This is a genomic window from Hymenobacter monticola (genome assembly GCF_022811645.1).
Taxonomy (GTDB): Bacteria; Bacteroidota; Bacteroidia; order Cytophagales; family Hymenobacteraceae; genus Hymenobacter; species Hymenobacter monticola.
In genome coordinates this window covers 38,055-57,884 of the sequence record NZ_CP094537.1, presented here as the reverse complement: position 1 = coordinate 57,884, position 19,830 = coordinate 38,055, and the positions used below count along the sequence as shown (strand labels likewise).

At 61.1% G+C, this 19,830-nt stretch carries 24 protein-coding genes; 6 read left to right on the top strand and 18 right to left on the bottom strand.

Going from position 1 to position 19,830, the window contains the following annotated elements:
* Positions 1–50: 50 nt before the first annotated feature.
* From MTP16_RS25010 to chrA, 9 genes are all read right to left on the bottom strand, one after another.
* On the bottom strand, positions 51–1,310 hold the full coding sequence (locus MTP16_RS25010; RefSeq protein WP_243520706.1) for an efflux RND transporter periplasmic adaptor subunit: 1,260 nt from the start codon (positions 1,308–1,310) through the stop codon (positions 51–53).
* A 20-nt stretch (positions 1,311–1,330) separates the two neighbouring features.
* Positions 1,331–2,695, bottom strand: coding sequence for a TolC family protein (locus MTP16_RS25005; protein WP_243520704.1), 1,365 nt, complete (start codon positions 2,693–2,695; stop codon positions 1,331–1,333).
* Positions 2,696–2,912: 217 nt separating this feature from the next.
* Positions 2,913–3,410, bottom strand: a complete 498-nt coding sequence (locus tag MTP16_RS25000; RefSeq protein WP_243520703.1) for a PepSY-like domain-containing protein — start codon at positions 3,408–3,410, stop codon at positions 2,913–2,915.
* A gap of 99 nt (positions 3,411–3,509) precedes the next feature.
* Positions 3,510–4,238: a phosphatase PAP2 family protein gene (locus MTP16_RS24995; RefSeq protein ID WP_243520701.1), complete on the bottom strand. Its 729-nt coding sequence runs from the start codon at positions 4,236–4,238 to the stop codon at positions 3,510–3,512.
* Between the two features lie 45 nt (positions 4,239–4,283).
* The gene (locus tag MTP16_RS24990; protein WP_243520699.1) at positions 4,284–5,105 is read right to left on the bottom strand and encodes a phosphatase PAP2 family protein; all 822 of its coding nucleotides are present in this window, start codon (positions 5,103–5,105) and stop codon (positions 4,284–4,286) included.
* A 245-nt stretch (positions 5,106–5,350) separates the two neighbouring features.
* Entirely contained in the window at positions 5,351–5,788 is a 438-nt protein-coding gene (locus tag MTP16_RS24985) for a PepSY-like domain-containing protein (protein ID WP_243520696.1), read from the bottom strand.
* A gap of 174 nt (positions 5,789–5,962) precedes the next feature.
* Positions 5,963–6,178, bottom strand: coding sequence for a hypothetical protein (locus tag MTP16_RS24980; RefSeq protein WP_243520694.1), 216 nt, complete (start codon positions 6,176–6,178; stop codon positions 5,963–5,965).
* Positions 6,179–6,575: 397 nt separating this feature from the next.
* The gene (locus MTP16_RS24975) at positions 6,576–7,622 is read right to left on the bottom strand and encodes a DUF1259 domain-containing protein (protein WP_243520692.1); all 1,047 of its coding nucleotides are present in this window, start codon (positions 7,620–7,622) and stop codon (positions 6,576–6,578) included.
* Positions 7,623–7,661: 39 nt separating this feature from the next.
* Positions 7,662–9,002 (bottom strand): chromate efflux transporter, encoded by a 1,341-nt coding sequence (gene chrA / locus MTP16_RS24970; RefSeq protein WP_243520899.1) that lies wholly within the window; start codon positions 9,000–9,002, stop codon positions 7,662–7,664.
* A 359-nt stretch (positions 9,003–9,361) separates the two neighbouring features.
* Here chrA and MTP16_RS24965 point away from each other — a divergent pair, with 359 nt between their 5' ends.
* The 6 genes from MTP16_RS24965 to MTP16_RS24940 all read left to right on the top strand — a co-directional run bounded on the left by MTP16_RS24965 (position 9,362) and on the right by MTP16_RS24940 (position 12,890).
* A complete protein-coding gene (locus MTP16_RS24965) occupies positions 9,362–9,640 on the top strand; it encodes a type II toxin-antitoxin system RelE/ParE family toxin (protein WP_243520897.1) in 279 nt (92 codons plus the stop codon).
* Between the two features lie 35 nt (positions 9,641–9,675).
* Positions 9,676–9,984, top strand: a complete 309-nt coding sequence (locus tag MTP16_RS24960; protein WP_243520895.1) for a HigA family addiction module antitoxin — start codon at positions 9,676–9,678, stop codon at positions 9,982–9,984.
* Positions 9,985–10,101: 117 nt separating this feature from the next.
* Positions 10,102–10,422 carry a hypothetical protein gene (locus tag MTP16_RS24955; protein ID WP_243520893.1) on the top strand — a complete coding sequence of 107 codons (321 nt, stop codon included), beginning with the start codon at positions 10,102–10,104 and terminating at the stop codon, positions 10,420–10,422.
* A 3-nt stretch (positions 10,423–10,425) separates the two neighbouring features.
* The gene (locus MTP16_RS24950; RefSeq protein ID WP_243520891.1) at positions 10,426–11,244 is read left to right on the top strand and encodes a hypothetical protein; all 819 of its coding nucleotides are present in this window, start codon (positions 10,426–10,428) and stop codon (positions 11,242–11,244) included.
* Between the two features lie 21 nt (positions 11,245–11,265).
* On the top strand, positions 11,266–11,577 hold the full coding sequence (locus tag MTP16_RS24945; RefSeq protein WP_138081925.1) for an antitoxin VbhA family protein: 312 nt from the start codon (positions 11,266–11,268) through the stop codon (positions 11,575–11,577).
* Positions 11,578–11,681: 104 nt separating this feature from the next.
* A complete protein-coding gene (locus tag MTP16_RS24940; protein WP_243520889.1) occupies positions 11,682–12,890 on the top strand; it encodes a Fic/DOC family protein in 1,209 nt (402 codons plus the stop codon).
* A gap of 14 nt (positions 12,891–12,904) precedes the next feature.
* Here MTP16_RS24940 and MTP16_RS24935 read toward each other — a convergent pair whose 3' ends face one another.
* From MTP16_RS24935 to MTP16_RS24895, 9 genes are all read right to left on the bottom strand, one after another.
* Positions 12,905–13,453 (bottom strand): hypothetical protein, encoded by a 549-nt coding sequence (locus MTP16_RS24935; RefSeq protein WP_243520887.1) that lies wholly within the window; start codon positions 13,451–13,453, stop codon positions 12,905–12,907.
* A gap of 17 nt (positions 13,454–13,470) precedes the next feature.
* Complete coding sequence (locus MTP16_RS24930; RefSeq protein WP_243520885.1) at positions 13,471–13,776, bottom strand: hypothetical protein; 306 nt, start codon at positions 13,774–13,776, stop codon at positions 13,471–13,473.
* 41 nt (positions 13,777–13,817) lie between these two features.
* Complete coding sequence (gene traN, locus MTP16_RS24925; protein WP_243520883.1) at positions 13,818–14,984, bottom strand: conjugative transposon protein TraN; 1,167 nt, start codon at positions 14,982–14,984, stop codon at positions 13,818–13,820.
* Between the two features lie 9 nt (positions 14,985–14,993).
* On the bottom strand, positions 14,994–16,136 hold the full coding sequence (gene traM, locus MTP16_RS24920) for a conjugative transposon protein TraM (RefSeq protein WP_243520881.1): 1,143 nt from the start codon (positions 16,134–16,136) through the stop codon (positions 14,994–14,996).
* Between the two features lie 62 nt (positions 16,137–16,198).
* Positions 16,199–16,813: a conjugative transposon protein TraK gene (traK, locus tag MTP16_RS24915; protein WP_243520879.1), complete on the bottom strand. Its 615-nt coding sequence runs from the start codon at positions 16,811–16,813 to the stop codon at positions 16,199–16,201.
* Between the two features lie 39 nt (positions 16,814–16,852).
* Complete coding sequence (locus MTP16_RS24910; protein WP_138082100.1) at positions 16,853–17,971, bottom strand: hypothetical protein; 1,119 nt, start codon at positions 17,969–17,971, stop codon at positions 16,853–16,855.
* Positions 17,972–18,019: 48 nt separating this feature from the next.
* A complete protein-coding gene (locus tag MTP16_RS24905; protein WP_243520877.1) occupies positions 18,020–18,463 on the bottom strand; it encodes a hypothetical protein in 444 nt (147 codons plus the stop codon).
* Between the two features lie 37 nt (positions 18,464–18,500).
* Positions 18,501–19,142 carry a hypothetical protein gene (locus tag MTP16_RS24900; RefSeq protein ID WP_243520875.1) on the bottom strand — a complete coding sequence of 214 codons (642 nt, stop codon included), beginning with the start codon at positions 19,140–19,142 and terminating at the stop codon, positions 18,501–18,503.
* Between the two features lie 31 nt (positions 19,143–19,173).
* Complete coding sequence (locus tag MTP16_RS24895; protein ID WP_243520873.1) at positions 19,174–19,821, bottom strand: hypothetical protein; 648 nt, start codon at positions 19,819–19,821, stop codon at positions 19,174–19,176.
* Positions 19,822–19,830: the final 9 nt, after the last annotated feature.

The window sequence follows — 19,830 nt, the reverse complement described above, 5'->3', positions numbered from 1 at the left end:
CCCCACTGGAGCCTTTACCCGTCCCGCTATTCGCTTGGTCACCCGTTGATTTAGTGGCTGCCGCCAAATTCAGTTCCGAATAACTCCGCCGCCCCGTCGGTCACGACCTCCGCGCCGGCTTTCACGCCCCGCGAGATGACGATTTGGTCCCCCACCGCCCGCTGCACCTCCACCCGCATACGGGTGTACTGCAGGGGCTTGGTGCGCACGTACACCCACTGCCCGCCCGAGGCGTCGTAGAGCAGCGCGGCGGCCGGGATGGTGAGCGCCGGCGTACTGGCCACCGCTCCCGTGGCGCCGTTGGTGGCCCCGCTCGCGGCGTTGCCCAGCGTCACGTCCACGGCCACCCGCTCGCCGGGCCGGAACGCTTCGTCGGTGTTGTCAATTTCGTAAAACACGTCGGCTGTGCCCGTGCTGGCCGTCCCCGTGCCGGCGGTCCCGGTCCCTGCCGAGGCGCTGAGCAAGGGGGCTTCCACCGCCCGGGCCTGCCGCGGCGCGCCCCCGTTCAAGGGCCGCACCGTTACGGACTGCTCCTTGCCCAAGCGGCGCAAGTCGCCTACGAAGAGCGGCACGCGCACCCACACCTTGTTAAGCGCGGCCAGCTCCAACAAAACCGTGTTGGCCGTAACGAGTGAGCCCGGCGCCACGCTCACGCGCTGCACCACCCCGCTCAGCGGCGCCCGGATGGGCAGGGCCTGCCCGCCGCCGGTGTTGCCGTTCATTGCCCCTTGTCGGGCGCGGGCGTCGGCCAGGGCGCGCTGGGCCAGGGCCACGTCAGCCCGGGCGTCGTCGCGGGCCCGCACGCTACCGGCGCGGTCGGCCAGCAGCTCCTCGGCTCGCTGCAGGCGGGCCTGGGCCACCTGCAGTTGGGTGCGTGACTGCGCCGTGCCTTGGTCCAGGGTGAGCAGGTCGCGCTCGGCGGGCAGCGGCACCAGGCTATAAAGCGTCTGCCCCTGACGCACGCGCTGGCCGGCCGTCAGGCCCGCCCCGCCGCGCAGCGTGCCCTGCACGGGCGCCACGATGGTCACGGCCTGGCCCGGCACCGCCTGGATTTCGCCGCCTACCTCCCGCGTGGCCTGCACGTTGTCGGTTTTGACGGCCACAGTTTTAATGCCCAGCCGTTTTTCCGCGTCCGCGGTGATGGTCACGGTGGTCAGCTCCGACTCCTTGACCGGGTTCTCAACTTCGGAGGGGCTGATGGCCTTGGGCTTTTCTTCTTTGCCGCAGGCGGCCGCGCCGGCGAGCAGGCCCGTCAGTGCCAGGCAGCGGGAAGCCACCAGCAGGGGGGATGCGAACGAGGGGAAATACATAGAGGAAAGAATGCTAAGAGTTAGAAGCGGCCGCCCACGGCGTAGCGCAGCCGGGCCAGGGCGCGGCGCTGGTCGGCGCGGGCATCGGCGGCGCGCTGGCGGGCGTCGAGCAGCTGGCGGGTGGTTTCGGCCACCTGCACGTAGGGAAAGTCCCCGTTTATGAAAGCCTTGGTGGAGCGGCGCAGCGCGTCGGTCAGGCTGGGCAGGTAGCTGCGCTCCCACAGCGCCACGCTCTGGGTGGCCTGCTCGTACTGAGCGTAGGCCTCCCGCACGTCCAGGTTCACGGTCTGCCGCAGGGCCAGGTACTGCCAGGAGGCTTGCTCTAGCTCGGCTTTTACCCGCGAGATGCGGCCCTGGTTGCGGTTGAAAATGGGCAGGCCAATAGCCGCGCCCGGCCCCAGATGCACAGGATTGGGGTCATTCAGGCGCGCATTCAGCGAAAGCACGAACGAGAACACCCGGCTGCGCTCCCAGCGCAATCGCTTGCCGATGCCCTCGATGCCGATGCGGGCCGCCCACAGGTCGGGCCGGGCTGCGTAAGCCGAATCCAGCAGCGTGCGCAGCGGCGGCACCGTGGTTGCTGCCGCCGGAACTACCGTGAACCGCACGGAATCGGCATTCACCGAATCCAGGCCCAGGGTGGCAAACAGGCGCAGGCGGGCCACCTGGGCGTCGCGGCGGGCGCGGTAGTAGTCGTCCACGGCACGCAGGGAGTCGGCACTTGGCGCCACGGTTTCCAGTTCGCTGGCCTCGCCCACGCGGTAGCGGGCTCGGACGATGCGCGCCACTTCGGCCCGCATGGTGATGGCCTCGCGGGCAATGCGCAGCCGTTCGTCGGCCAGGGTGATGTCGGTGTAGCTCACCTGGGCGTCGCGGCTCACGAGCAGCCCGCGGGTGACCAGGCTTTCGGCCACGCGCTGGGTTTCAAACTGAGCGGCACTCACCCGGCCGGGGCGCTGCCAGAGCAGGTCGGAGGCGAAGTTCAGCGCCAGGGACACGGGCGAAGTGCCAAAGGCCGTCACGCCGCTGAGCACGGGGTTAGCCAGCAGACCGGCGTCCTGCAAATCGGCCTGCGCCAGGGCCAGCGCGCTTAGGTCAGCTTGGAAAGCGGGGTTGCGCGTTAGGGCCAGGTTCACGGTTTCGTCCTCGCTCAGGCCGTCCTGCAGGTTGGGCAGCGCCGGGGCCGGAGCCGCCGCCGTGCGGGCCGTCCCAATGTCATAGCCGCCGCGGGCCTGCAGGCGCCGGGCCACGTGCTCGCGGGTGTAAGTGGACTTGGTGCCGGCGCAGCCCGCCAGCAGCAAGGGCAGCGCCAGCAGCCACAGGCCGCGCCAGCGGGGCGGGGTGGCCGGGGTAACAGGGAGGTGATTCGGGGGGGTAACGGTCACGGCAACGGGTGTTGGTGCAACAAAAGGACTGTTCTACTACTGCAGCGCGGGCCGGAAAGGAGGCCCGCGGGTGAAGCGCGGGAGGCGATGATTCGCACAAGTTTCGGTGCCCTTTCTGAAGCAAATCTGAATGGGCCATCCCGGCGCTCGAATCGCAGATTCCAACAGCAGAATCGCTGTTGGGTAGCTTAGCCAAGCGGCTCGGTTGCGGAAGGGGCTACAGCCCCGTCGCGTCGGCCTTCTTGGTTTCGGTGTTTTTGACTTCGGTGCCGTCCGCCAGCAGGTACACGTCGCGTTGGTTGGTGCCCTGCGTAATTTCGGCTTCGTAAATCGTGCCGCCGCTGTCGGGCTTGATGATGGCCGCTTCCGTCACGTCGTAGCCCTTGTAGTAGGTGCTCAGACGGGCGCTTATCGGGGCCGGCAGCTCGGCCGGGTCAATCTCGACTTCGGTCTCCGTCACGGCGCCGGCGTTCGTGAACATGAGCCAGGTCTTTTTCTCGGTGGCGCCGTCGTTGAACTCGGCCTCGAACTGCCCGTGTTCCCGGGTCCACTTCACGGCGCGGGCGTTGGGGTACGCCGTTTGAAAGGCCGTCATCACGGCGGCGGGAATGGAAGCGGCGGAACGGGGACGCTCGGGTGCCGCTACCCGAAACCAGAAGAAGGCCAGTAGGGCTACAACGCCCAGCACCACGGCGGAGACAAGAAGCTTTTTCATAGAGCGGAGAAAGTGGTAAAACGGAGCCCTTACCCGAAAGCCGGGCGGGCAAAAGCATCATACGGAAGCAATCTGAAGCAATTCTGAAGCGGAAGCCATTTAGTGGTGCTGCGAACCGTGCCGGGCCAGCCAGTAGGTGCGCGTGTCGCGCCACAGCCGACGCAGGTCTAGGGCGTAGCGGTCGAAGAGCAGGTGCATGCCCCCGACCCAGCCGATGGAGCCCACCCACCCGGCCAGCACGTCGGAGGGAAAATGCACGCCCAAATACATGCGCGACCAGCCCATGAGCAGCGCCCAGGCCATGCCCAGGACCACGGCCATCCAGCGGGCCCGGGTGGGCCAGAGCAGCACCCCCAGCGTCAGGGCCAGGGCCGCCGCGCCCATGGCGTGCCCGCTGGGAAAGCTGTAGGTGGTTTCCGGGGCAATAGAAACCCAGAACGCCGGGCGGGCGCGGGCCAGCAGCAGCTTGGCAAACAGGTTCAGGGCGCCGGCCCCGCCCACCGAAAGGATAAAAAACAGGGCTGCCCGGCGCTGACGGGCCAGCAACAGGCCCAGCAGCACGGCCGCTTCCACCACCGGCGTCCAGAGCGTGCCGCCGGCCCGGGCCATCCACAGGGCCACCGCGTTCAGACCTGGGTTGGCGTGAGCATAGAGGAACTCCAGGATGGCCTGGTCGCCGCGGAAGCCCTTGTCTTCCCACACTTCCTGGGCCACCTTGATAAACACGCACCAGGGGCCGATAAAACCCAGCAGCAGCCCGAGCAGCAGCCTGCGGTGCTGCTGCCAGAGCAGGCGGAAAAAGCCAAGCAGGGAGGTGAGAATGGTCATGGCAAAGGCAGAAGAGTAAGGAGCAGCAAGGCGCCTTTCGCCCGTTTAGTGGGCGCGCCAGCTCAGCGTTAGGCCCGGGGTGCCGCCCCCGAAGTAGGCCGGGGCCACGTTCAGGCCCACCAGCGTCGGCTTGCGGCCCCAGCGGTTGCGGTGGGTGAGGTAGCCCAGGTGGGCCGAAAGGATGCCAAAGCCCGCGCCGGCCACCACGTCGCTCTGCCAGTGCTTGTTGTTTATCATGCGCAGCGCGGCCACACTCGTGGCGATGGTATACGCCCCGATGCCGTACCACTGGCTTTTGTCCCGGAACTCGGTGTGCACGATGCTGGCCGCCAAAAAGGCCTGGGCGGTGTGGCCCGAGGGAAAGGAGAGGTTGTCGGAGCCATCGGGCCGGGTTTCCTGGGATAGGTTCTTTACCGCAAACACCGTGGTGAGCATAATCAGCTCGCTTTTCAGCAGCACCAGCCCGATGTTGAGGCGGTCGTCGCGCGACTCCACGCCGGACAGGATAACGGCCCCCAGCTCCAGGTAAGGCGCGAAGATGAGGATGTCGTCGGCGCGGGTGCGGAACGTGGGAAACACCTTGTGGATGTCGCGGCTGGCCTCCTGGTTGGTGTAGAAGCCGCCGCCGTTGAAGGTGTAGGCCCCGTAGCCGATAAGCAGGGCCGGCACGATGGTGGCCTTGACCAGCTTGCCGCGGTACCAGGGCTTGGCCGGCAGCAACACCGCCGTTACCGGCTTCTCGAACTTGTGCAGCGAATCGGCTACGGCCGGCGGCGTCGGATTCTGAGGAATCTGTGCCCGGACGGGCCCCGCGAGCCCGAGGAAAACAACCGCGACCAAGGCGCGGGAAGTGGCAATAAACGTCATTTTCGGACAGCTGGCGTGAAACAATAGGTCCCGGGCAGCCGCGGTGCTTCGCCCGAAATGCGGCAAACCTAGCGGCGAAATCTGTCGAGAATCTGGATTCCGGAGAGCGTTGTGAACAGGGGATTTAGCCGGGCAGCAGACCAGGCTGCATCGGTGCCCCCCCTTCCGGTAAAAGCGCAGAGGCAGCCCCTGTCAGGAACTGCCTCTGGGTAATTGGTGGCTCTTCGGCCAATCTGAGCGTTCGGCTACTTTTTAACCACCGTGCCGTCGGCGTTGAAGAGCAGGTCCTGCTTCTTGCCCGCCCGGCTGACTTCGGCCTCGTACACCGTCGTGCCGGTGGCGGCGGTTACTATCCGGGCCGCTTCACTCACTTTATAGCCTTGGTACTGGCTGGTCAGGGCGGCGCGCACGGGAGCCGGCAGCTGCGCTACTTTCATCTCGGTTTCGGTTTCCAGCAGCGTGCCCGTGGGCGTAATCACCACCGACAGCTCTTCTTCGCCCTGCTCGTAGCCGGCTTCGTAGTTGGCGTCTTCCTTTTCCCACTTCACGCCCTTGGCTGTGGGGTGGGCCTGCTTAAACGTGGCCAGCACGGCGGCGGGCACTTGCTTTTCGGCCACTTTCTGGGCCTGGGCGGAGAGGGCGGCCAGCGGCAGCAGGGCCAATAGCAGCAGGTACTTCTTCATGGGATTGGGAATTAGGTGAAGGGATGCCGCAAACCTACCCGCCCATTCTGTCGGCATTCTGGCGTGACAACCTTTTTTGGACAATCAGTAAAAAAGATTCCGCCGCAGTGCCGCACGCCCGGGCCGGACTTAACAAGCTCCTCTCCTGCCGTTGATAGTTTTTTGCCTCTAAGGCTACGCGGTGCGTCGGTGGGTGGGGTCCAGTTCCACGCAGCGCGGGCAGCGGGCCCGGGTTTCGGCCACGGTGGTGGGCTCGTAGTACTGCCACTGCCCTGCCTGTTTTACGGCTTGCCCGTCCGGGCACTGGTCGTTGTCGTGGTAGGGGTAGCGCCCGGCCAGAGGGGGCTGAACTCCCGTTTCGGGCTGGAGGCAACTGAAAAAAGGCGGCATTTTAGCCATCGTGAGCTTGCAGAGGCGCCGCGGAGGTGGACAGCTGCCTGTCGGCAAGCTAGGCGGGGATTCTGTGCATATTCTAAAGACGTCGCTTGCTTTATCCGAAGCAAATCATCTGACATTGAATAAATGAGCAGCCCTTGGTTTAAAGCTTAGCTTTTCTAGAAAGAATAAAAGCGTGCAGAAGAAAGCCTTATCGTACCTAAACTGTCGATATTACTTGTCGTTCCTTTGGTATGATGGTTCAGGCAGTCCATCCCATTTGCAACGAACCACATCCGCAGTTACAAACGAAACGAGCGGACTACTCAGCCCGCTCGTTTTCGATTTGCTATACCTCAATTCTTGCCATTCCTTACACGTTCGTTTGCAAGGCCCAGTTGATTGTACTGCCTTAGTGCTTCATGTCTTGCATCCCTGCTGCTTTGCCTTTGCCCAATTGATTGAGCGCAGCACGAAAGCCGGTGGCCAACTGCGCGGCCGGACCCCGGCCGTAGTAATGCAGGAACATCATGCGGGGCTGGTCAAACAGCATGTGGTTGTGCACGGCCACCACTTCGAGGTTGTGGGCCCGCAGGGTTTTAATCACCGGGTTTACCTCGCTTTCCAGCATAGCAATGTCGCCGGCAATGTGCGCGTCGGCCTGCTTGCCGGCAAAGGCTGCCCAGGAGTTCAGGCCGATGGCGGCGGTCATCTCCGTGCCCATCATGATGGATTGCAGGTCGGCCCGACCCACCGTGTATTTGTAGGTCGGCCCGTTCACCACGCCTTGGTACCCAACTAACTTGTCCAGGGCCGGTAGGTCGAATAGCTCCTTGCCCGTCGGCGGTCCGGCGCTTGGCGTTGCGTTGTTGCCCGGCTGCGCGGGAGCGGCAGCGGCTACTGGTTTGGGCTGGTTGGCCGGCAGCAGCTTCGAGTCTTTGAGGGCGGCGGCAAACTTCCTGGCCAACTCCCCGGGCGTGCCCATGCCGTGGATGTGCATGTAGAAGATGCGCGGCTCCTCGTAGAAAAAGTGGTTGTGCACGGCCCCAATTTCAAGCCCCTGGGCCAGCGCCGCCGACATGAGCGGGTTCACCTCTTCCTGCAGCAGCACCGTGTCGCTCATGAGCATGGCCGACTTGCCGTCGAGCGTGTGCTTAATGGCCACCCAACCGCCAAAACCGAACGAAATCGGCACGGGCTCGCCCTTGATGGTTACCTTCAAATCATTGCGCGGCAGCGGGGTGGTGTGTGTGGCCTGGGGCTCCACGTAGGTGCCCTTCTTGCCCAGCGCGGCTTCGATGGCGGCAATGTCGGCTGCGCTCAAGGCCGGGGTTTTGGCCGTTGCGGGCACTGGTGGGGCGGCATCGGATACGGTCGGCAGCGCGCCCAGCAACACCGGCGTGGTAGCCAATGCCGCCGTCTTAAGCCAGTCGCGGCGGGAAAAACGGGAGTCGGTCATAAAGTGAGTCAGAGCAGCATATACTATAAGGAGTGAGAATTACCCGATGAAAGTAGTCAGCAGATAATAGAGCAGCCCCGTTCCGGCACTAACGCCTATCCAGAGTATCATGTTCACCTTAAAGCGGTAAAGCGCGACCAGCGATACGACCAACCAGCAGAGGCTGGGCCAGTGCAACTGTGCTGGGGAAAGCTGTCCAGCCGGAAAGAGCACCGCCCGGCCCAAGTATACGGCCAGGTTGAGGACGACCCCCACCACGGCCGCCGTGATGATGCTCAGCACCGCTTTCAGCGAGGCATTGTGTTGGGTCCGCTCAATCAGGGGAGCCCCCACCAGAATGTAGACAAAGCTGGGGAGAAAGGTATAGTAGGTAGTGGTCAGCAACCCGCCCGCCGCCAGCAGCAGCGAGCCGCCAAAGTGGGTGTATCCGCCCATAAAGCCCACAAAGGCCAGCACCATGATAAGTGGCCCGGGCGTGGTTTCGCCCAGGGCCAGCCCGTCGAGCATCTGCCCCGGCGTGAGCCAGTGCAGCTTTTCTACACTCACCTGCGCCACGTAGGGCAGCACGGCGTACGCTCCGCCGAAGGTCACTAGTGCGGCCTGGGTGAAAAACATACTCAATCCCCGCCAAAACCCGAAGTCCGGCGCGAAGGCTCCCAGTAGGGCCAGCGGGGCAGCCCACAGCGCCCCGGCAGCGACCAACTGTCGCAGCAGCCGGGCAGCCGAAAAACCGGTTCCGGGCACAATAGAATGCGTCGTCAGGTAGTACCCTTCTTCGGCCTGCACGGCGCGGGCCTGCGCGGCGGCCGTGGCCACGGGGGCCGGAAAGAATCGGCGTGCTACCAGCGCCACGGCCGCCGCGCCCAGGATGAGCGCCGGAAAAGGGACGTTCAGCCAGAAGATGCCCACGAAGCTGGCCACTGCCACTGCGTAATGCAACGGACTGAGCAGGGACTTTTGCCCAATCTTCACCATGGCCAGCACGATGATGGCCACCACCGCTGGCTTCAGGCCCAGGAATACGCCCTGCAGGGCCGGCAGTGTCCCCACCGTCACGTAAAGCACGCTCAGCGCCAGCAGGATGAACACCGACGGCAGCACGAACAGAACGCCCGCCACCATCCCACCCCGTGTGCCATGCAGCAGCCAGCCGATGTAGGTGGCCAACTGCTGCGCTTCCGGGCCGGGCAGCAGCATACAATAGTTGAGTGCGTGCAGAAACTTGGCGTCAGAAATCCAGCGCTTCTGCTCCACCAGCACGGTGTGCAGGATGGCAATCTGGCCCGCCGGGCCGCCGAAGCTGATGAAGCCCAGCTTCAGCCAGAAGCGCAGGGCTTCGGCAAATGTGGGCTTGGAGACAGAAAATATAACTGAATTCATATATTTAACAGTCAGTGCGAGGTTGTCCTACCGGACAGCCCGAGGGCAATGCTAGAGTCGCCGACGAGCTGCCCAGCAGCGGCAGTGCCACCAGCAGGGAGATGGCCACCGAAGTAGCGCTGTTTTGCTGCAGAAAGTAACGAAGCAGGGAAGTAGCCATGGTCACTGCCCTACAGCACAGCAGTGCCCATGTATACCCGGCCAACCAATGGCAAACTGATAGACACCTTATGGCATGTTAAAAAAAATGCTGTAACATGGAACGTGTCAGGTTACATTTGCGTTATAACCCTGAAACCAACCACCAATAACCCCTAATAGGATGATAAAGATTAATTTAAAAAACACCAGAGTAGTCCATGATACTTTCCTTTCAAAGCAAACCGCTTAAGCTGCTTTACGAAAAAGGCGACGCTTCCAAGTTGCCCGCAGACCATTTAGTACGAATTACCAACGTTCTCACCCGCTTGGATGCGGTGAAGCGTCCCGAGGAAATGAACACGCCCGGCTCCGACTATCACCAGTTGAAGGGCGACCGCAAGGACTTCTACTCGGTTAAAATCAAAGCCAACTGGAAAATCATCTTTCGCTTCGAGGGCGAGGATGCCGTAGACGTTGACTACCTCGATTATCATTGACACCACTAGTTAAGAAAGACACCCTAATCATGCCCATGTTCAATCCTTCCCACCCCGGCGATTTGATTCGCGAAACCATTGAGGGGTTGCGCGAAGAAACCGGGGAAAAACTGACGTTGGAAGAAGTAGCCGAGGGTTTGTGCACCACCCGCAAAACCTTGTCGGCCATTCTCAACAAGCGCCAAGGCGTGACGCCGGAAATGGCCTTGCGTCTGGCCGCGGCATTCCGAAACACCACGGCCGAGTTTTGGCTGACCGTCCAGGAGCGCTATGACCTGGCCCTGGCCCGCCAGCGGACTTCCGTGGCCAATGTGCGCGTATTCTGGGAACCGGCTCAAGCATAACATTCTTGCCCTGCCGTGAGCCTTTCCCTTTCCTCCTCCGCGCTAAAGCGCCGGCAACAGCAGCGGCAGAAGCCCCAGCCAATTCTTAACTTGCCCGCCAATCAGCCGACGTTAGCTATGAGCCAGGCCCTGACTAAAACCGTTATTAAGCAGGACGCGCCGAACGGCACCGACACGGACCACCTCCTGCCCGTCATCGACTTTCTGAAGGCCCAGGGCAACACGCCGGCAGCCGGCGACGCATTCCAGGTCAACCGCGACGGTTTGGGTACCTACGGCTTTACCCAGCCCCTCGACGTGGCGTTGTTGCAGGAGCACTTTGTTTTCCCGCCCACTATCAAGCTTTCGGTAGATGGCTTGCACGACAGCCGTCACTTTGTGCGGATTGCCCAAGCCATCCCCAACCAGCCTGCCCGCAAGTTCTCATTTGAGGCATAAGGAGTGAGCGTAAAGATTCCCCCAGCCGGTACTGCCGCTCGCCAGGCGATGACCGACCAGGGCAATGCCCTTTACCCCGGAGTGGACCAGTGGGAGCACCCCAAGAAAGGACTGCCGGCCGGCAAGATGTTGGTGCAATTCGACTTTCGGGATGCCGACGTAATCAAAAAGAGCACGAGCACGGCCAGCGTTTACTTCACCGACGCGGAAACGCTGATGAAGTACCTGACCGAGAAAGACCAGGTGCAGGCGCGGGGTCTGGCCGAAGCGTTGCAGGTTGGCCCCTACCGCCCGGACCCGGACAGCCCCCATCTCTATAGCCAGAACGTTGCGCTTTACCAGTTGCAGCGGGAACTGAGGGCCGAGCAGGTGCAGGTAGCCCAGCCGGCCGAGTTTGGCGAAGGCCATACCCGTAACAATCTGCATTGGGGCGAGGGCGTCGGTAAGCAGTTCTTTATTGCCATCCCCCGCGACCAACTGTTAGGCGGTGAGAATCCCTTACTCAAGCTGAGCGGCATCATGCCGTGCATTGACCGGGAGCACTGCTTGGATTGGATGAAGCTGGCCGAGCAGCAGAAGCAGCCCGACCAGGGCGTGAAAGAAGCCGTAGCCCGGGTCTTTGAGAGCCGCGTGGGGCAGCTGCTGAAAGGCACCCCGGAACAGCAGCAGCGAGGCCAGGAAATCGCCGAGTTGCTGAAGGTTCGCCGCTCCTTTGATACGCCGGCCCTCGACCACCCCAGCTTGAAAAAGCTGCCCACTCCCCCACTTTCCCCTGCTACTCCCCCAGCAGACAAACAGCGCCGCCGAGGCCCCCGTTTCTAGCCCAATTACGTATCTTGTAGTATGGAAAAGACCCCGTATTTCTCCGACAACGAGCGCACCGAGCAGCAGCGCCGCGACGTAGTAAAGTTCGCCGTCGGTGTGTCCATGAGCCAGAACCGGCACCCTTCGGCGCAACTTGTGGAGTTGCAGAACCGCTACATCGCCGGGGAGATTGACCTGGAGCAGTTATCGGCCGTCCTCGATGCCGAGTACGCCCCGGCACCAGGTCCTGACCCTTTGGCCAAGTACGCCCCCGGCGAAGGCCCCCAGGTGGAGCCCGCGCACGAGTACAGCCCGTATTTGCACTTTGAGGAACGCATCGTTAGCCTCTAACCCCCATCGCATGGCAGCTGCTATTCCGCTTCGCTTATCAGCTGCAGTAACGCTCACCCCCATTAAGCCTGGCTCCCTGCCGGGCTTTTTGCTACTCGCTATTCATGCCTGACCTCTTTACCAACCCGGCCGATGGCCTGCTTTATAACAACGTCCGCGCAACCAGCGAGACACAGCTCGACCGTCTGGAAGCCGACTTGTCGATAATGCGGCTGATGTTTGTTCGGGCACAGGTTGGTTTGGCAGCCCCCCGGCAGCCAGTAGCGCCCATGGTTGGCCCGGCCTACGCCATCCCTCCTATCCCGCTCACGTTTGACGAGCAGCACTTGCGGGCTATGCACCGCTACTTATTCCACGACGTGTATCCGTGGGCCGGCGAAACCCGCCAGGACCGGGGGTTTCAGGGCTATAAGCCTGCGATGAACATACAGGCCGACCACATGATGACCTACGCCAACCACCGCCGCATTGGCTGCGACGTGGGCGCCATCAGCGCGCAGCTTCATGCTGAAAACAACTTGAAAGGACTATCCAAGTCGCAGTTCGTGGAACGGGCCGCGTACTATCTCGACCACCTCAACCATGTGCACGCCTTCCGCGAGGGCAACGGCCGCACGATGCAGGCGGTATTGATGCAGCTAGGCCACCAGGCCGGGTACCGCCTCGATTTCCAGAAGGTGTATAAGGAGTTCAACCTTGCCCGGGATACCGGCATAGTGGGCATCTCGACCAGCGTCCACGAAAACCAGACCCGCTTACGCTACCTGCTCGATGCAGCCACTATTGAACTGCCCGGTGCCGCAGCCAAAGCCGCCCGCCATCCAAGTCAGGCCCGCCCCCTGAGCGCTCCCACATTGGAGGTAGCCCAGTTAGAGGCCCTGCGCGAGTTGAAGGCCAGCAGCCAGCGAGTAGGCATCCGTCACGCCCAGGAAACCGGGGCTCCCTTAAAGGACGCCAATGGGGCAGTGATTATGTCCCCGCTGCTTACTTATGTGCAGGCCGCCGTGATGGCCCGTCCCCCAGCCCTCACCGAGCAAGCCACGCTTGATGAATTGCAGAAGCCCTACGTAGTCGTTGCCGCTTCCCCTGCGGCGCAGTTATCTGATAAGGCCATCCTCCTGCGCTACTCCCAAGCAGTCGGCCAGGCCGTGCAGGCGTTCCGGACCCAACTCACCCAGCAGCAGCCAGGTGTGACGGTGCAGCAGGGCATGCCGCTAAATGAACTTAAGGGGGAGGATGCATTGCCTACCCCGTCCACTCCCAAATTACAAAAAGCCCCCGAGCCGAAGCGCCGAGGGCCTAAATTGGGTTAAAGCAGAAGCACTACTTACTTATTGGTCCACCGATAGCCGTGGCTATACGACCAGTCCATCAAGTCTGGAGCGCTATGCTCCGTGAAACGGTAACGGCCGAAAGCAAACAGGGCAAAGGCTAGGCCCAGTCCCCATCCCCACAGCGGGCCAGCAGTGGGAAACGAGCTGATGACAAGTGAACGAACCAACCAGCCCGGTAGCACGCAAGCCACACACACGCACAGTGAGAAGGGCAGCAGCCAGAGCCGCCCCTGTCGGTGCCGCAATGCCACTACGCACCCTTTGAGCCAGTAGAGCCCCGCAAAAGCCAGGAAAGCCACCAGGACGATGCCGGTCAGGCGCACAATGCCAAGCATTGGACCTAGGAAATCCATCGGAGCCATTACAATAAAGCCGAGAATTAGAAAGGGAGCCGCTACCAGGGCTTCAACTGTAACCCGAGTACCCGCAATAAATGCCCAAGCAATAAGGGCGCCCAAGCCTTTCCCGAGCTGGCGGGAGGTTTGGATAGAGTAGCGCTGAGCGGAGCGGCCATCCTCGTAGCCTTGCTGGTAGTTAGGCATGGTCTGAAGACGTTTTTCTACAACGCATCACCCTGACCCGCTACCATCAGCACTGCCACATCGAGCACCAGTGCCAAGACAATCAGGCCCATAGTCAGATACCAGAATGCACGCAGCCAGCCCGCATTGAACAGACGCGACGTGGCCAGCAGGGACAGCAGCATGACACTGTGCGTAGCTATGCCTGGCACAAGGTTACCCCCGAAAACCACCGTAGCTCCAGCGACCAAGGCCATCATTGCCACCAAAGCATAATTAGGGCTAGGATTCTCAAACAGCGTAGCCATCAACGCTGCTAATCGGGGTGATTGAGTGCTTTTCATGGGCTAGGGAGCGGTTTGATGAAAAGAGAGGCGCGAACAGCTTACTGGAACGTGCGGGCTTTGAGCAGGTCTGAATTAGCGAGGTGGAGCTTGACGTTACGCCCGCCCCCCTTCTCGTAAACTTCGATGATGAGCTGCTTTTGGTTCGGGATGGTAAACTTCTTAAAGACGTACACCTGTTCCAGTTTGCCTTTTACGTCAATCTTCTTTTGGGAGCCGTTATAGACGTAGATAGGGGTAATTTCAATGGCTTGCTCCGCCGTGCGCTTGGCTACTTTCTTATCCTGAATGTAGAACTTCACGAAGTCGACGTCATAGGTCACGTTCGACTTGTTGGCAATGTGCAGGGGGAAGAACAGCGTTTCTTGCTTGTAGCCAACGTCGCCGCATTTAACGGTAAGTTGGTTTTTGCTTTCGCCGGCCGACGAGCCGCCCCGTGCCAGCGCCTGTTTGGAGTAGGCATCCAGGTTGCCTTGGGGAATGGGCGAGTTCGACAGGATGGCCTCCCCTGATTCGCTGCTCGTAACCTGCGAAGAGGCCGCGCCCATGTCGAGGCTGAGCACCTTGGGGTCGTGCTGATAGTTCACCGTGAACATATACAACTTGCCGTTCGAGGTAAGCACCGTGATGTTAGTCTCGGGGAAGCGGGTGCCCGCTGCTTTCACGCGCACGATATTCTCCGCGCCGGTGGCCTTGGCCGCGATGATGCCCGAGTTGCCCAGGTCCACATAGGTAACCGGGTAAGGAAAGACCAAGTGGGTTGTTTTCTGGTCGCTCACATACAGCGCTGTAGTCGGCAGTCTGCCCTTATCGGCGCTGCCATTGGCCGTGCCCAGGTCTATGCCCACCATGCGCGGGCTCCGCTGGTAATTCACCACAAACGAGTAGAGCTTACCGCCCGTCGTTAGCACAGTCATGTTGGTTTCCCCAAAACCCGCGCTGGCGGCCTTTACGCGCACGATGTTTTCCGAGCCGGTTGCCTTGGCGGCAATCAGGCCGGTACTGCCCAAATCGACATAGGTAACCGGACTGGGAAAGACCAGGTGGGTCGTTTTCTGGTCGCTCACATAAAGTGGCAAGGTGGGTAGCTTAGTGGCTTCGGTCGCATTGGGTAGCTTCTGAGATGACGCGGTAGTTTGAGCCACCGCACTAGTGGGGCGAACGGTGAGCAGCACCAGGGCCAGCGCCAGACAGGAGGTCGTTTTCATAAGGAAGAGTTATTCTTTGTCCACTTTGAGCATGATATTGTAGCCGGCCTTCAGGCGGACTTTCACCATCCGAATCTTGTTTTTGCCGAGGCCTTTGGCGGCACTAACCGCCACCCCCGCCGCGGCCATTGCCGGGTCGGCACTCATCGTCATCATATCGGCCGCGTCCATGCTGTTTGCGCCGGCCTGTTTGGCCGCGTCCCGCGTGATAGCGCCGGGAATGTGCAGCCCTTCCAGGCCGTCCACGTCGTACACTTCCAGCGAGGCAGGGAACACGTTGTTGCCGGATTTGAGCGTTTCAATGGCAATGCTGAGGCGTTCGCCGGCCAGGCTGCACTTGCCGTAGATAAAGGTGTTGGCCGGCAGCTTGTGTCCGTTGATGACGGCCGGTTCCGTTAGGCGCATCTTCACCAGGGAGCCCGAAACGACCTCCTGCGATTCGTGGATGACCGCCGGCAGGGTGTTGGCTTCCGTGCCCGCGTTGCCTTCCGAATCAAAGCCCTGGAATGAAGCCGTGCGCTTCCGGCCGGTACCATTTGAGCCCAGCCGCGACACCACCGCGTCCTCGTCAATGGCCCGCACCTTGGTGACCGGCTTTTTCTTTTTGGGGGCTGCGGCCACCGTGCGAGGGGCTGCACCGGCACTGGCTGCATTCGACTGCGCCATAAGCGTAGCCATTTGCGCCTGTGCCCGCGCCTCCGCTAATTCCCGCTCGTGCTCCGTCCGCATCAGTTCCATCTTTTCTTCTGGGGTAAGGAAGCCCGGTTGCGTGGCCGCCTGCACGGTGGTGTTGCCCCCGTTCAATTGGGCCTGCTGCGCGGCAATGAGCTGCGCTTGGGCCGCGGCGACCGAATTATCAACCGAGCCGTTCGGGCCGGCTTTCCCGTCGGCCTGGATGCCATAGGAAAGCCCTCCACCCGACGCGGTATCAATCCTGGAATCAACCAGGCCCCGGTTGCGCATGGAGTCAACCGGGCTGGCGTAGGCTTCCAGCTTACTATCCGTTATCGTAGCCTTTTCAGCAGTCGGTAGTTCGGTATTAAAGCCGGATTCGACGTTTTGCGCTTCAGCCGGGGTGCCTTTGCCACCGCCACCCAGGAAGAACATGACCGCCATAAACGGTACCCCTACGATGGGTAGGAAGGTCGCCATTTTACGGGTTCGTAAGAATTGCGCGTCGTGTGGTTTAGCAGGTGTTGCCATGAGAATAGGTACTAGCGGGGGGTAGTATTCAGGTCTTTGTTTTGCAGCACCCGCCAGTTTTCCATCAGGAAGCCGTGGGGATTGTTCTCCGAGCGCGTCACGTCGCGCAGCGAGCACTCCGAAATGAGATTGCGGTTGGTTATCGACGTAGCCCGGATAACGCGCTGATGCGAGAAGCAGCGGGCGGTGAGGGGCCGCGAGCCGCTTACTACCACGCTGTCCACAGTCGTTTCCAGGCTGATATTGGCCGCTATCAGGTCGTTGTAAAAGCCCTTCTCTTTGAAGTTCTCGTACTGCTTCTTCGCCGAGTTGTCCGCCAGGTACAGGGCCTTGTTGACGTTGTTGTTGATGGCCTTCTGGTCCGGGTCCAGGGTGAAGAACAACTCATGAAACCGGGTGACGTGGCTGCGGGCCTCGACGGGCCGGTTGGCCCGCGCATCCTGCGCGCCGGCGGTGAGCAGCTGGCCGTTCTCCAACACGTAGATGCGGTTCGCTGCCGCGTTGGTCGTTTTGAACGCGAAGTAGGCAATGGTGCCGGCCAGCAGCAGCACCGCGACAATGAAAATCAAGGCCAGCGTTTTGACCTGCTGAAAAGCAGAGTCGATGGTTTTAAGGGAAGCAAACATGTAGGTCTGAATTTGAGGTGAAGGGTAGAGCTGCCCCGGTTAGCTTTGCTTGCGGGGCGTAAGCCGGTCCCGCACGTAAGCGCCCGCCCGCTGACCAAAGGCTTCTCCCCGCGTCGCATTCTCGCCGGCACCTGCCCGGCCGAGTATTCCCTGACCAGCCCCTACCCCAGCGCCGAGTACATCCGCGCCGGTCCGAACGCCCGCACCACCCGCAGCACCGGCAACGGCCGCCGTCGTAGCCGTCGTGGTCGTAATGAACGAGGTGGCCGCGTTACCCACGCCCGAGCCGTCAATGAGCATATCCGCTGCTTTGGGAACAAAAATGTAGCCCACGATAGCCAGCACGAGCATACACAGGTAGGCGATGTCGGCCGACTCCACACTGCCGCCTGCCTGCAACTGCCGGATGTTCTCATTGAGCATGGTTACCTGCACATGCGCCAGTACCGCCGCGTAGATGTTCGCGACGGGCACCCACAGGGAAATGGTGAGGAAGTAGCCGAACCACTTCATCAGCCCGCCCCCAAAGCCGGGGATGATGGCAATGCCGAAGGCCAGCGGTCCGGCGACGCTAAGCAGCACCAGCAGGAAGGTGGAGATAAGGCTGATGGCCAGCTTCGCCGCCAGGGCGCCCAGCTCCAGGATGGATTTGGTCCACTCCCGGAAATTCTGGCCCACTGAGTACTGCACTTGGTTAAAGGCCAGGCTGGCTTTGCGGCCAACGTCCAGCGCCCCAAGCTTGCCTAGCTCCTTCTCATATTCCTCGTTGATGGCCATATCCGACTTGGCTTTGGCGTCGGCGGCTAATTGGTCCCGGGTAGCGGTGAGCCGGTTGACTTCGGCTATCTGTCCCATCCGTATGTCATCGGTGCCGTGCGCCACGGCCATGGTTATGCCCCGCAGCGCTCCGCACAGGGGCACGAACAGCAGGATAGCCAAGCCGATAGCAAACGGCCTGAGCAGGGGAAACAAGTCGATGGGTTCAGCCCGGGCAATGTTGCCCCATACCCGGCTGCTGATGAACAACAGGGCTCCAATGCCCCCAACGGCGCGGCCCAGGTTGATAAACAGGGAGGTAAACGTGAGCATTTCCGTGTAAATGGCTTCGAGCTTTTGCTCATAAGCCGCCATGTTCAAATCAATAGCGGTAGGGTCCATTGGAGAGAAAGGAGAATTCAGGATGGGGGTAAAAGGGCCAGAACGGGCCTATTGGGGCAGGTAATGCTCGTTGTGGATGCCAGCCAGCTTTTTCTTGGCCAGGTTCAGCACGCTGGCCTGCTTTTCGGCTATTTCCCCGACCAGGGCGACTTGTGCCGGGTCTTGGGCTTTGGAAGGGTCGAGTTGGTCGAGGGCGGTAAGATTGGCCTGGCTTTGTCCGATGAAGTAGGTGTAGTCCTCTTTGGACTTTTGCACCCGTTTCGGGCTCAACTTCTCGTTGCCTTTAAGTTGGCCGAGCTGCACCAGGTATTCTTGTTGGATGCTGAGCAGCCGCTGGTGCTGCTGGCGAACGGTATCTACGCGGGGGTCCGGGTTGGCACTGGCTGCAGAAGCAGTAACGGCCGGAGCCGTCGTTGTTGCCGTGCTGGTTGTTGCGTCCGAGCCGCAGCCAGCCAATAGTATCCCAAGCCCCAGGATAAGGGAGGTTTTCATAACACAAAAGGCGATAGGTGGACGAAGGACTGCGCTCTTAGCGGGCAGTCATAAAGGCACTCATGGCTTCGCGGTCCTGCACCTGCTGGGCCTGGTGCTGCGCGATGGCCCGGCACTTGTTGCTGAAGTAGTTCATCAAGTGGTGCTGCCTGGCGATGCGGTCCGCGATGTTGTCGATGAACTCGATTCGCTCCGGGTCCGTCATTTTGGCTCGGCTGGCACTGAGCACCCCGGACAGCTCCCCCAGCAAGGCTACGTTCTCTTGCAAAAGCGCCTGGTACACCGTTGAGGCTTCGCTAAGCTGCGCGGGCGAGAGCTGCTTGGTCCGCAGTTCCGGGATAGCGGTAGCGAACTGGTTAATCATCTCGCTTTGGTGCGTGTAAATCTCGCGTACCCGGCGATAGTTGCGGACCCCGGCACTGATTTGCAGCAGGCTACTATACCATTGGTCGTGCAGCTGCTGTGTTTTGTCAATGATGCCCTTAATCTTGCCGCTGACCACTTTCATGTCGTTGGCCAGCAGTTTGCCTTGCCCCAGCAGGGTGGTAGAAACGCCTTGGTGAACGACCTGCTTACGGGATTGGCTTTCCGCAATGGGGGCCGAGATAACCGATTGGGCATAAGACGGAGCGGCAAGTAGGGCCAGGCCCAGGGCGAATATCTTAGTAGTTGCTTTCATGGCAGTAGAGAGAGGTAAGGAGTAAACAGGACTAGCGGGCACCCATGAAGGCGTTGAGTGCCTGCGTGTCCTGCGCCTTTTGCTCAGCCATGTGCATCTGCACGAAATTGCGTTCCGTGTAATATTGGATTAGACCCAACTGGTCGGATATTTTGGTGTCCAGCTTATCGATGAAGCGCATCCGCTCGGCATCCGTCATTTTGAGCATGGCCGGGCTCACGATGGTTTGCAGGTCAGAAAGCGTGTTAGCGCTTTCGGTCAGCATCTTGGTGTAGGTCGCCGTCATGAGCGAGAGCTGTTCCGGCTGCACATAGCGCGACTGCCGCAGCGTTTCGATGGCAGTTGAGTACGTCTGGATGATTTTTCCCTGCTTCTCAAACACAGATTGAACGCGCCGGTAATTCCGAACGGCCGAGCTGACCTGCAGCAGCCCGTCGTACCAGGTCTTGGCCAACTGCAGGTTTTTCTCCGAGAAGACTTTGGTCAACTCCTGCTCCTTCACGCCGGCTTTCACCAGCACATTGGCCGCTTTGGAAAGGCCTTTCATGGTGTTCTGTAGGCCGGTCTGTACGCCCGACTGGACTTCCAGCACCGGGGCGGTTACGACGAGCTGCGCGGAGGCTTCGCCGGCACTCAGGCACAGGACAGCTAGGCCAAGGATGGTGACTTTCGTTTTCATGTTTTTCCC

What these genes read in the sequence shown, in the direction of transcription:
- chrA (WP_243520899.1), bottom strand. Translation starts at nt 9,002, where the DNA reads ATGAATTCAGTTATATTTTCTGTCTCCAAGCCCACATTTGCCGAAGCC.
- MTP16_RS24935 (WP_243520887.1), bottom strand. Translation starts at nt 13,453, where the DNA reads ATGCCTAACTACCAGCAAGGCTACGAGGATGGCCGCTCCGCTCAGCGC.
- traK (WP_243520879.1), bottom strand. Translation starts at nt 16,813, where the DNA reads ATGTTTGCTTCCCTTAAAACCATCGACTCTGCTTTTCAGCAGGTCAAA.
- MTP16_RS24930 (WP_243520885.1), bottom strand. Translation starts at nt 13,776, where the DNA reads ATGAAAAGCACTCAATCACCCCGATTAGCAGCGTTGATGGCTACGCTG.
- MTP16_RS24945 (WP_138081925.1), top strand. Translation starts at nt 11,266, where the DNA reads ATGGAAAAGACCCCGTATTTCTCCGACAACGAGCGCACCGAGCAGCAG.
- MTP16_RS24975 (WP_243520692.1), bottom strand. Translation starts at nt 7,622, where the DNA reads ATGACCGACTCCCGTTTTTCCCGCCGCGACTGGCTTAAGACGGCGGCA.
- traM (WP_243520881.1), bottom strand. Translation starts at nt 16,136, where the DNA reads ATGGCGACCTTCCTACCCATCGTAGGGGTACCGTTTATGGCGGTCATG.
- MTP16_RS24940 (WP_243520889.1), top strand. Translation starts at nt 11,682, where the DNA reads ATGCCTGACCTCTTTACCAACCCGGCCGATGGCCTGCTTTATAACAAC.
- traN (WP_243520883.1), bottom strand. Translation starts at nt 14,984, where the DNA reads ATGAAAACGACCTCCTGTCTGGCGCTGGCCCTGGTGCTGCTCACCGTT.
- MTP16_RS24905 (WP_243520877.1), bottom strand. Translation starts at nt 18,463, where the DNA reads ATGAAAACCTCCCTTATCCTGGGGCTTGGGATACTATTGGCTGGCTGC.
- MTP16_RS24960 (WP_243520895.1), top strand. Translation starts at nt 9,676, where the DNA reads ATGTTCAATCCTTCCCACCCCGGCGATTTGATTCGCGAAACCATTGAG.
- MTP16_RS24980 (WP_243520694.1), bottom strand. Translation starts at nt 6,178, where the DNA reads ATGCCGCCTTTTTTCAGTTGCCTCCAGCCCGAAACGGGAGTTCAGCCC.
- MTP16_RS24995 (WP_243520701.1), bottom strand. Translation starts at nt 4,238, where the DNA reads ATGACCATTCTCACCTCCCTGCTTGGCTTTTTCCGCCTGCTCTGGCAG.
- MTP16_RS24985 (WP_243520696.1), bottom strand. Translation starts at nt 5,788, where the DNA reads ATGAAGAAGTACCTGCTGCTATTGGCCCTGCTGCCGCTGGCCGCCCTC.
- MTP16_RS24990 (WP_243520699.1), bottom strand. Translation starts at nt 5,105, where the DNA reads ATGACGTTTATTGCCACTTCCCGCGCCTTGGTCGCGGTTGTTTTCCTC.
- MTP16_RS24895 (WP_243520873.1), bottom strand. Translation starts at nt 19,821, where the DNA reads ATGAAAACGAAAGTCACCATCCTTGGCCTAGCTGTCCTGTGCCTGAGT.
- MTP16_RS24955 (WP_243520893.1), top strand. Translation starts at nt 10,102, where the DNA reads ATGAGCCAGGCCCTGACTAAAACCGTTATTAAGCAGGACGCGCCGAAC.
- MTP16_RS24900 (WP_243520875.1), bottom strand. Translation starts at nt 19,142, where the DNA reads ATGAAAGCAACTACTAAGATATTCGCCCTGGGCCTGGCCCTACTTGCC.
- MTP16_RS24965 (WP_243520897.1), top strand. Translation starts at nt 9,362, where the DNA reads ATGATACTTTCCTTTCAAAGCAAACCGCTTAAGCTGCTTTACGAAAAA.
- MTP16_RS25000 (WP_243520703.1), bottom strand. Translation starts at nt 3,410, where the DNA reads ATGAAAAAGCTTCTTGTCTCCGCCGTGGTGCTGGGCGTTGTAGCCCTA.
- MTP16_RS24910 (WP_138082100.1), bottom strand. Translation starts at nt 17,971, where the DNA reads ATGGACCCTACCGCTATTGATTTGAACATGGCGGCTTATGAGCAAAAG.
- MTP16_RS25010 (WP_243520706.1), bottom strand. Translation starts at nt 1,310, where the DNA reads ATGTATTTCCCCTCGTTCGCATCCCCCCTGCTGGTGGCTTCCCGCTGC.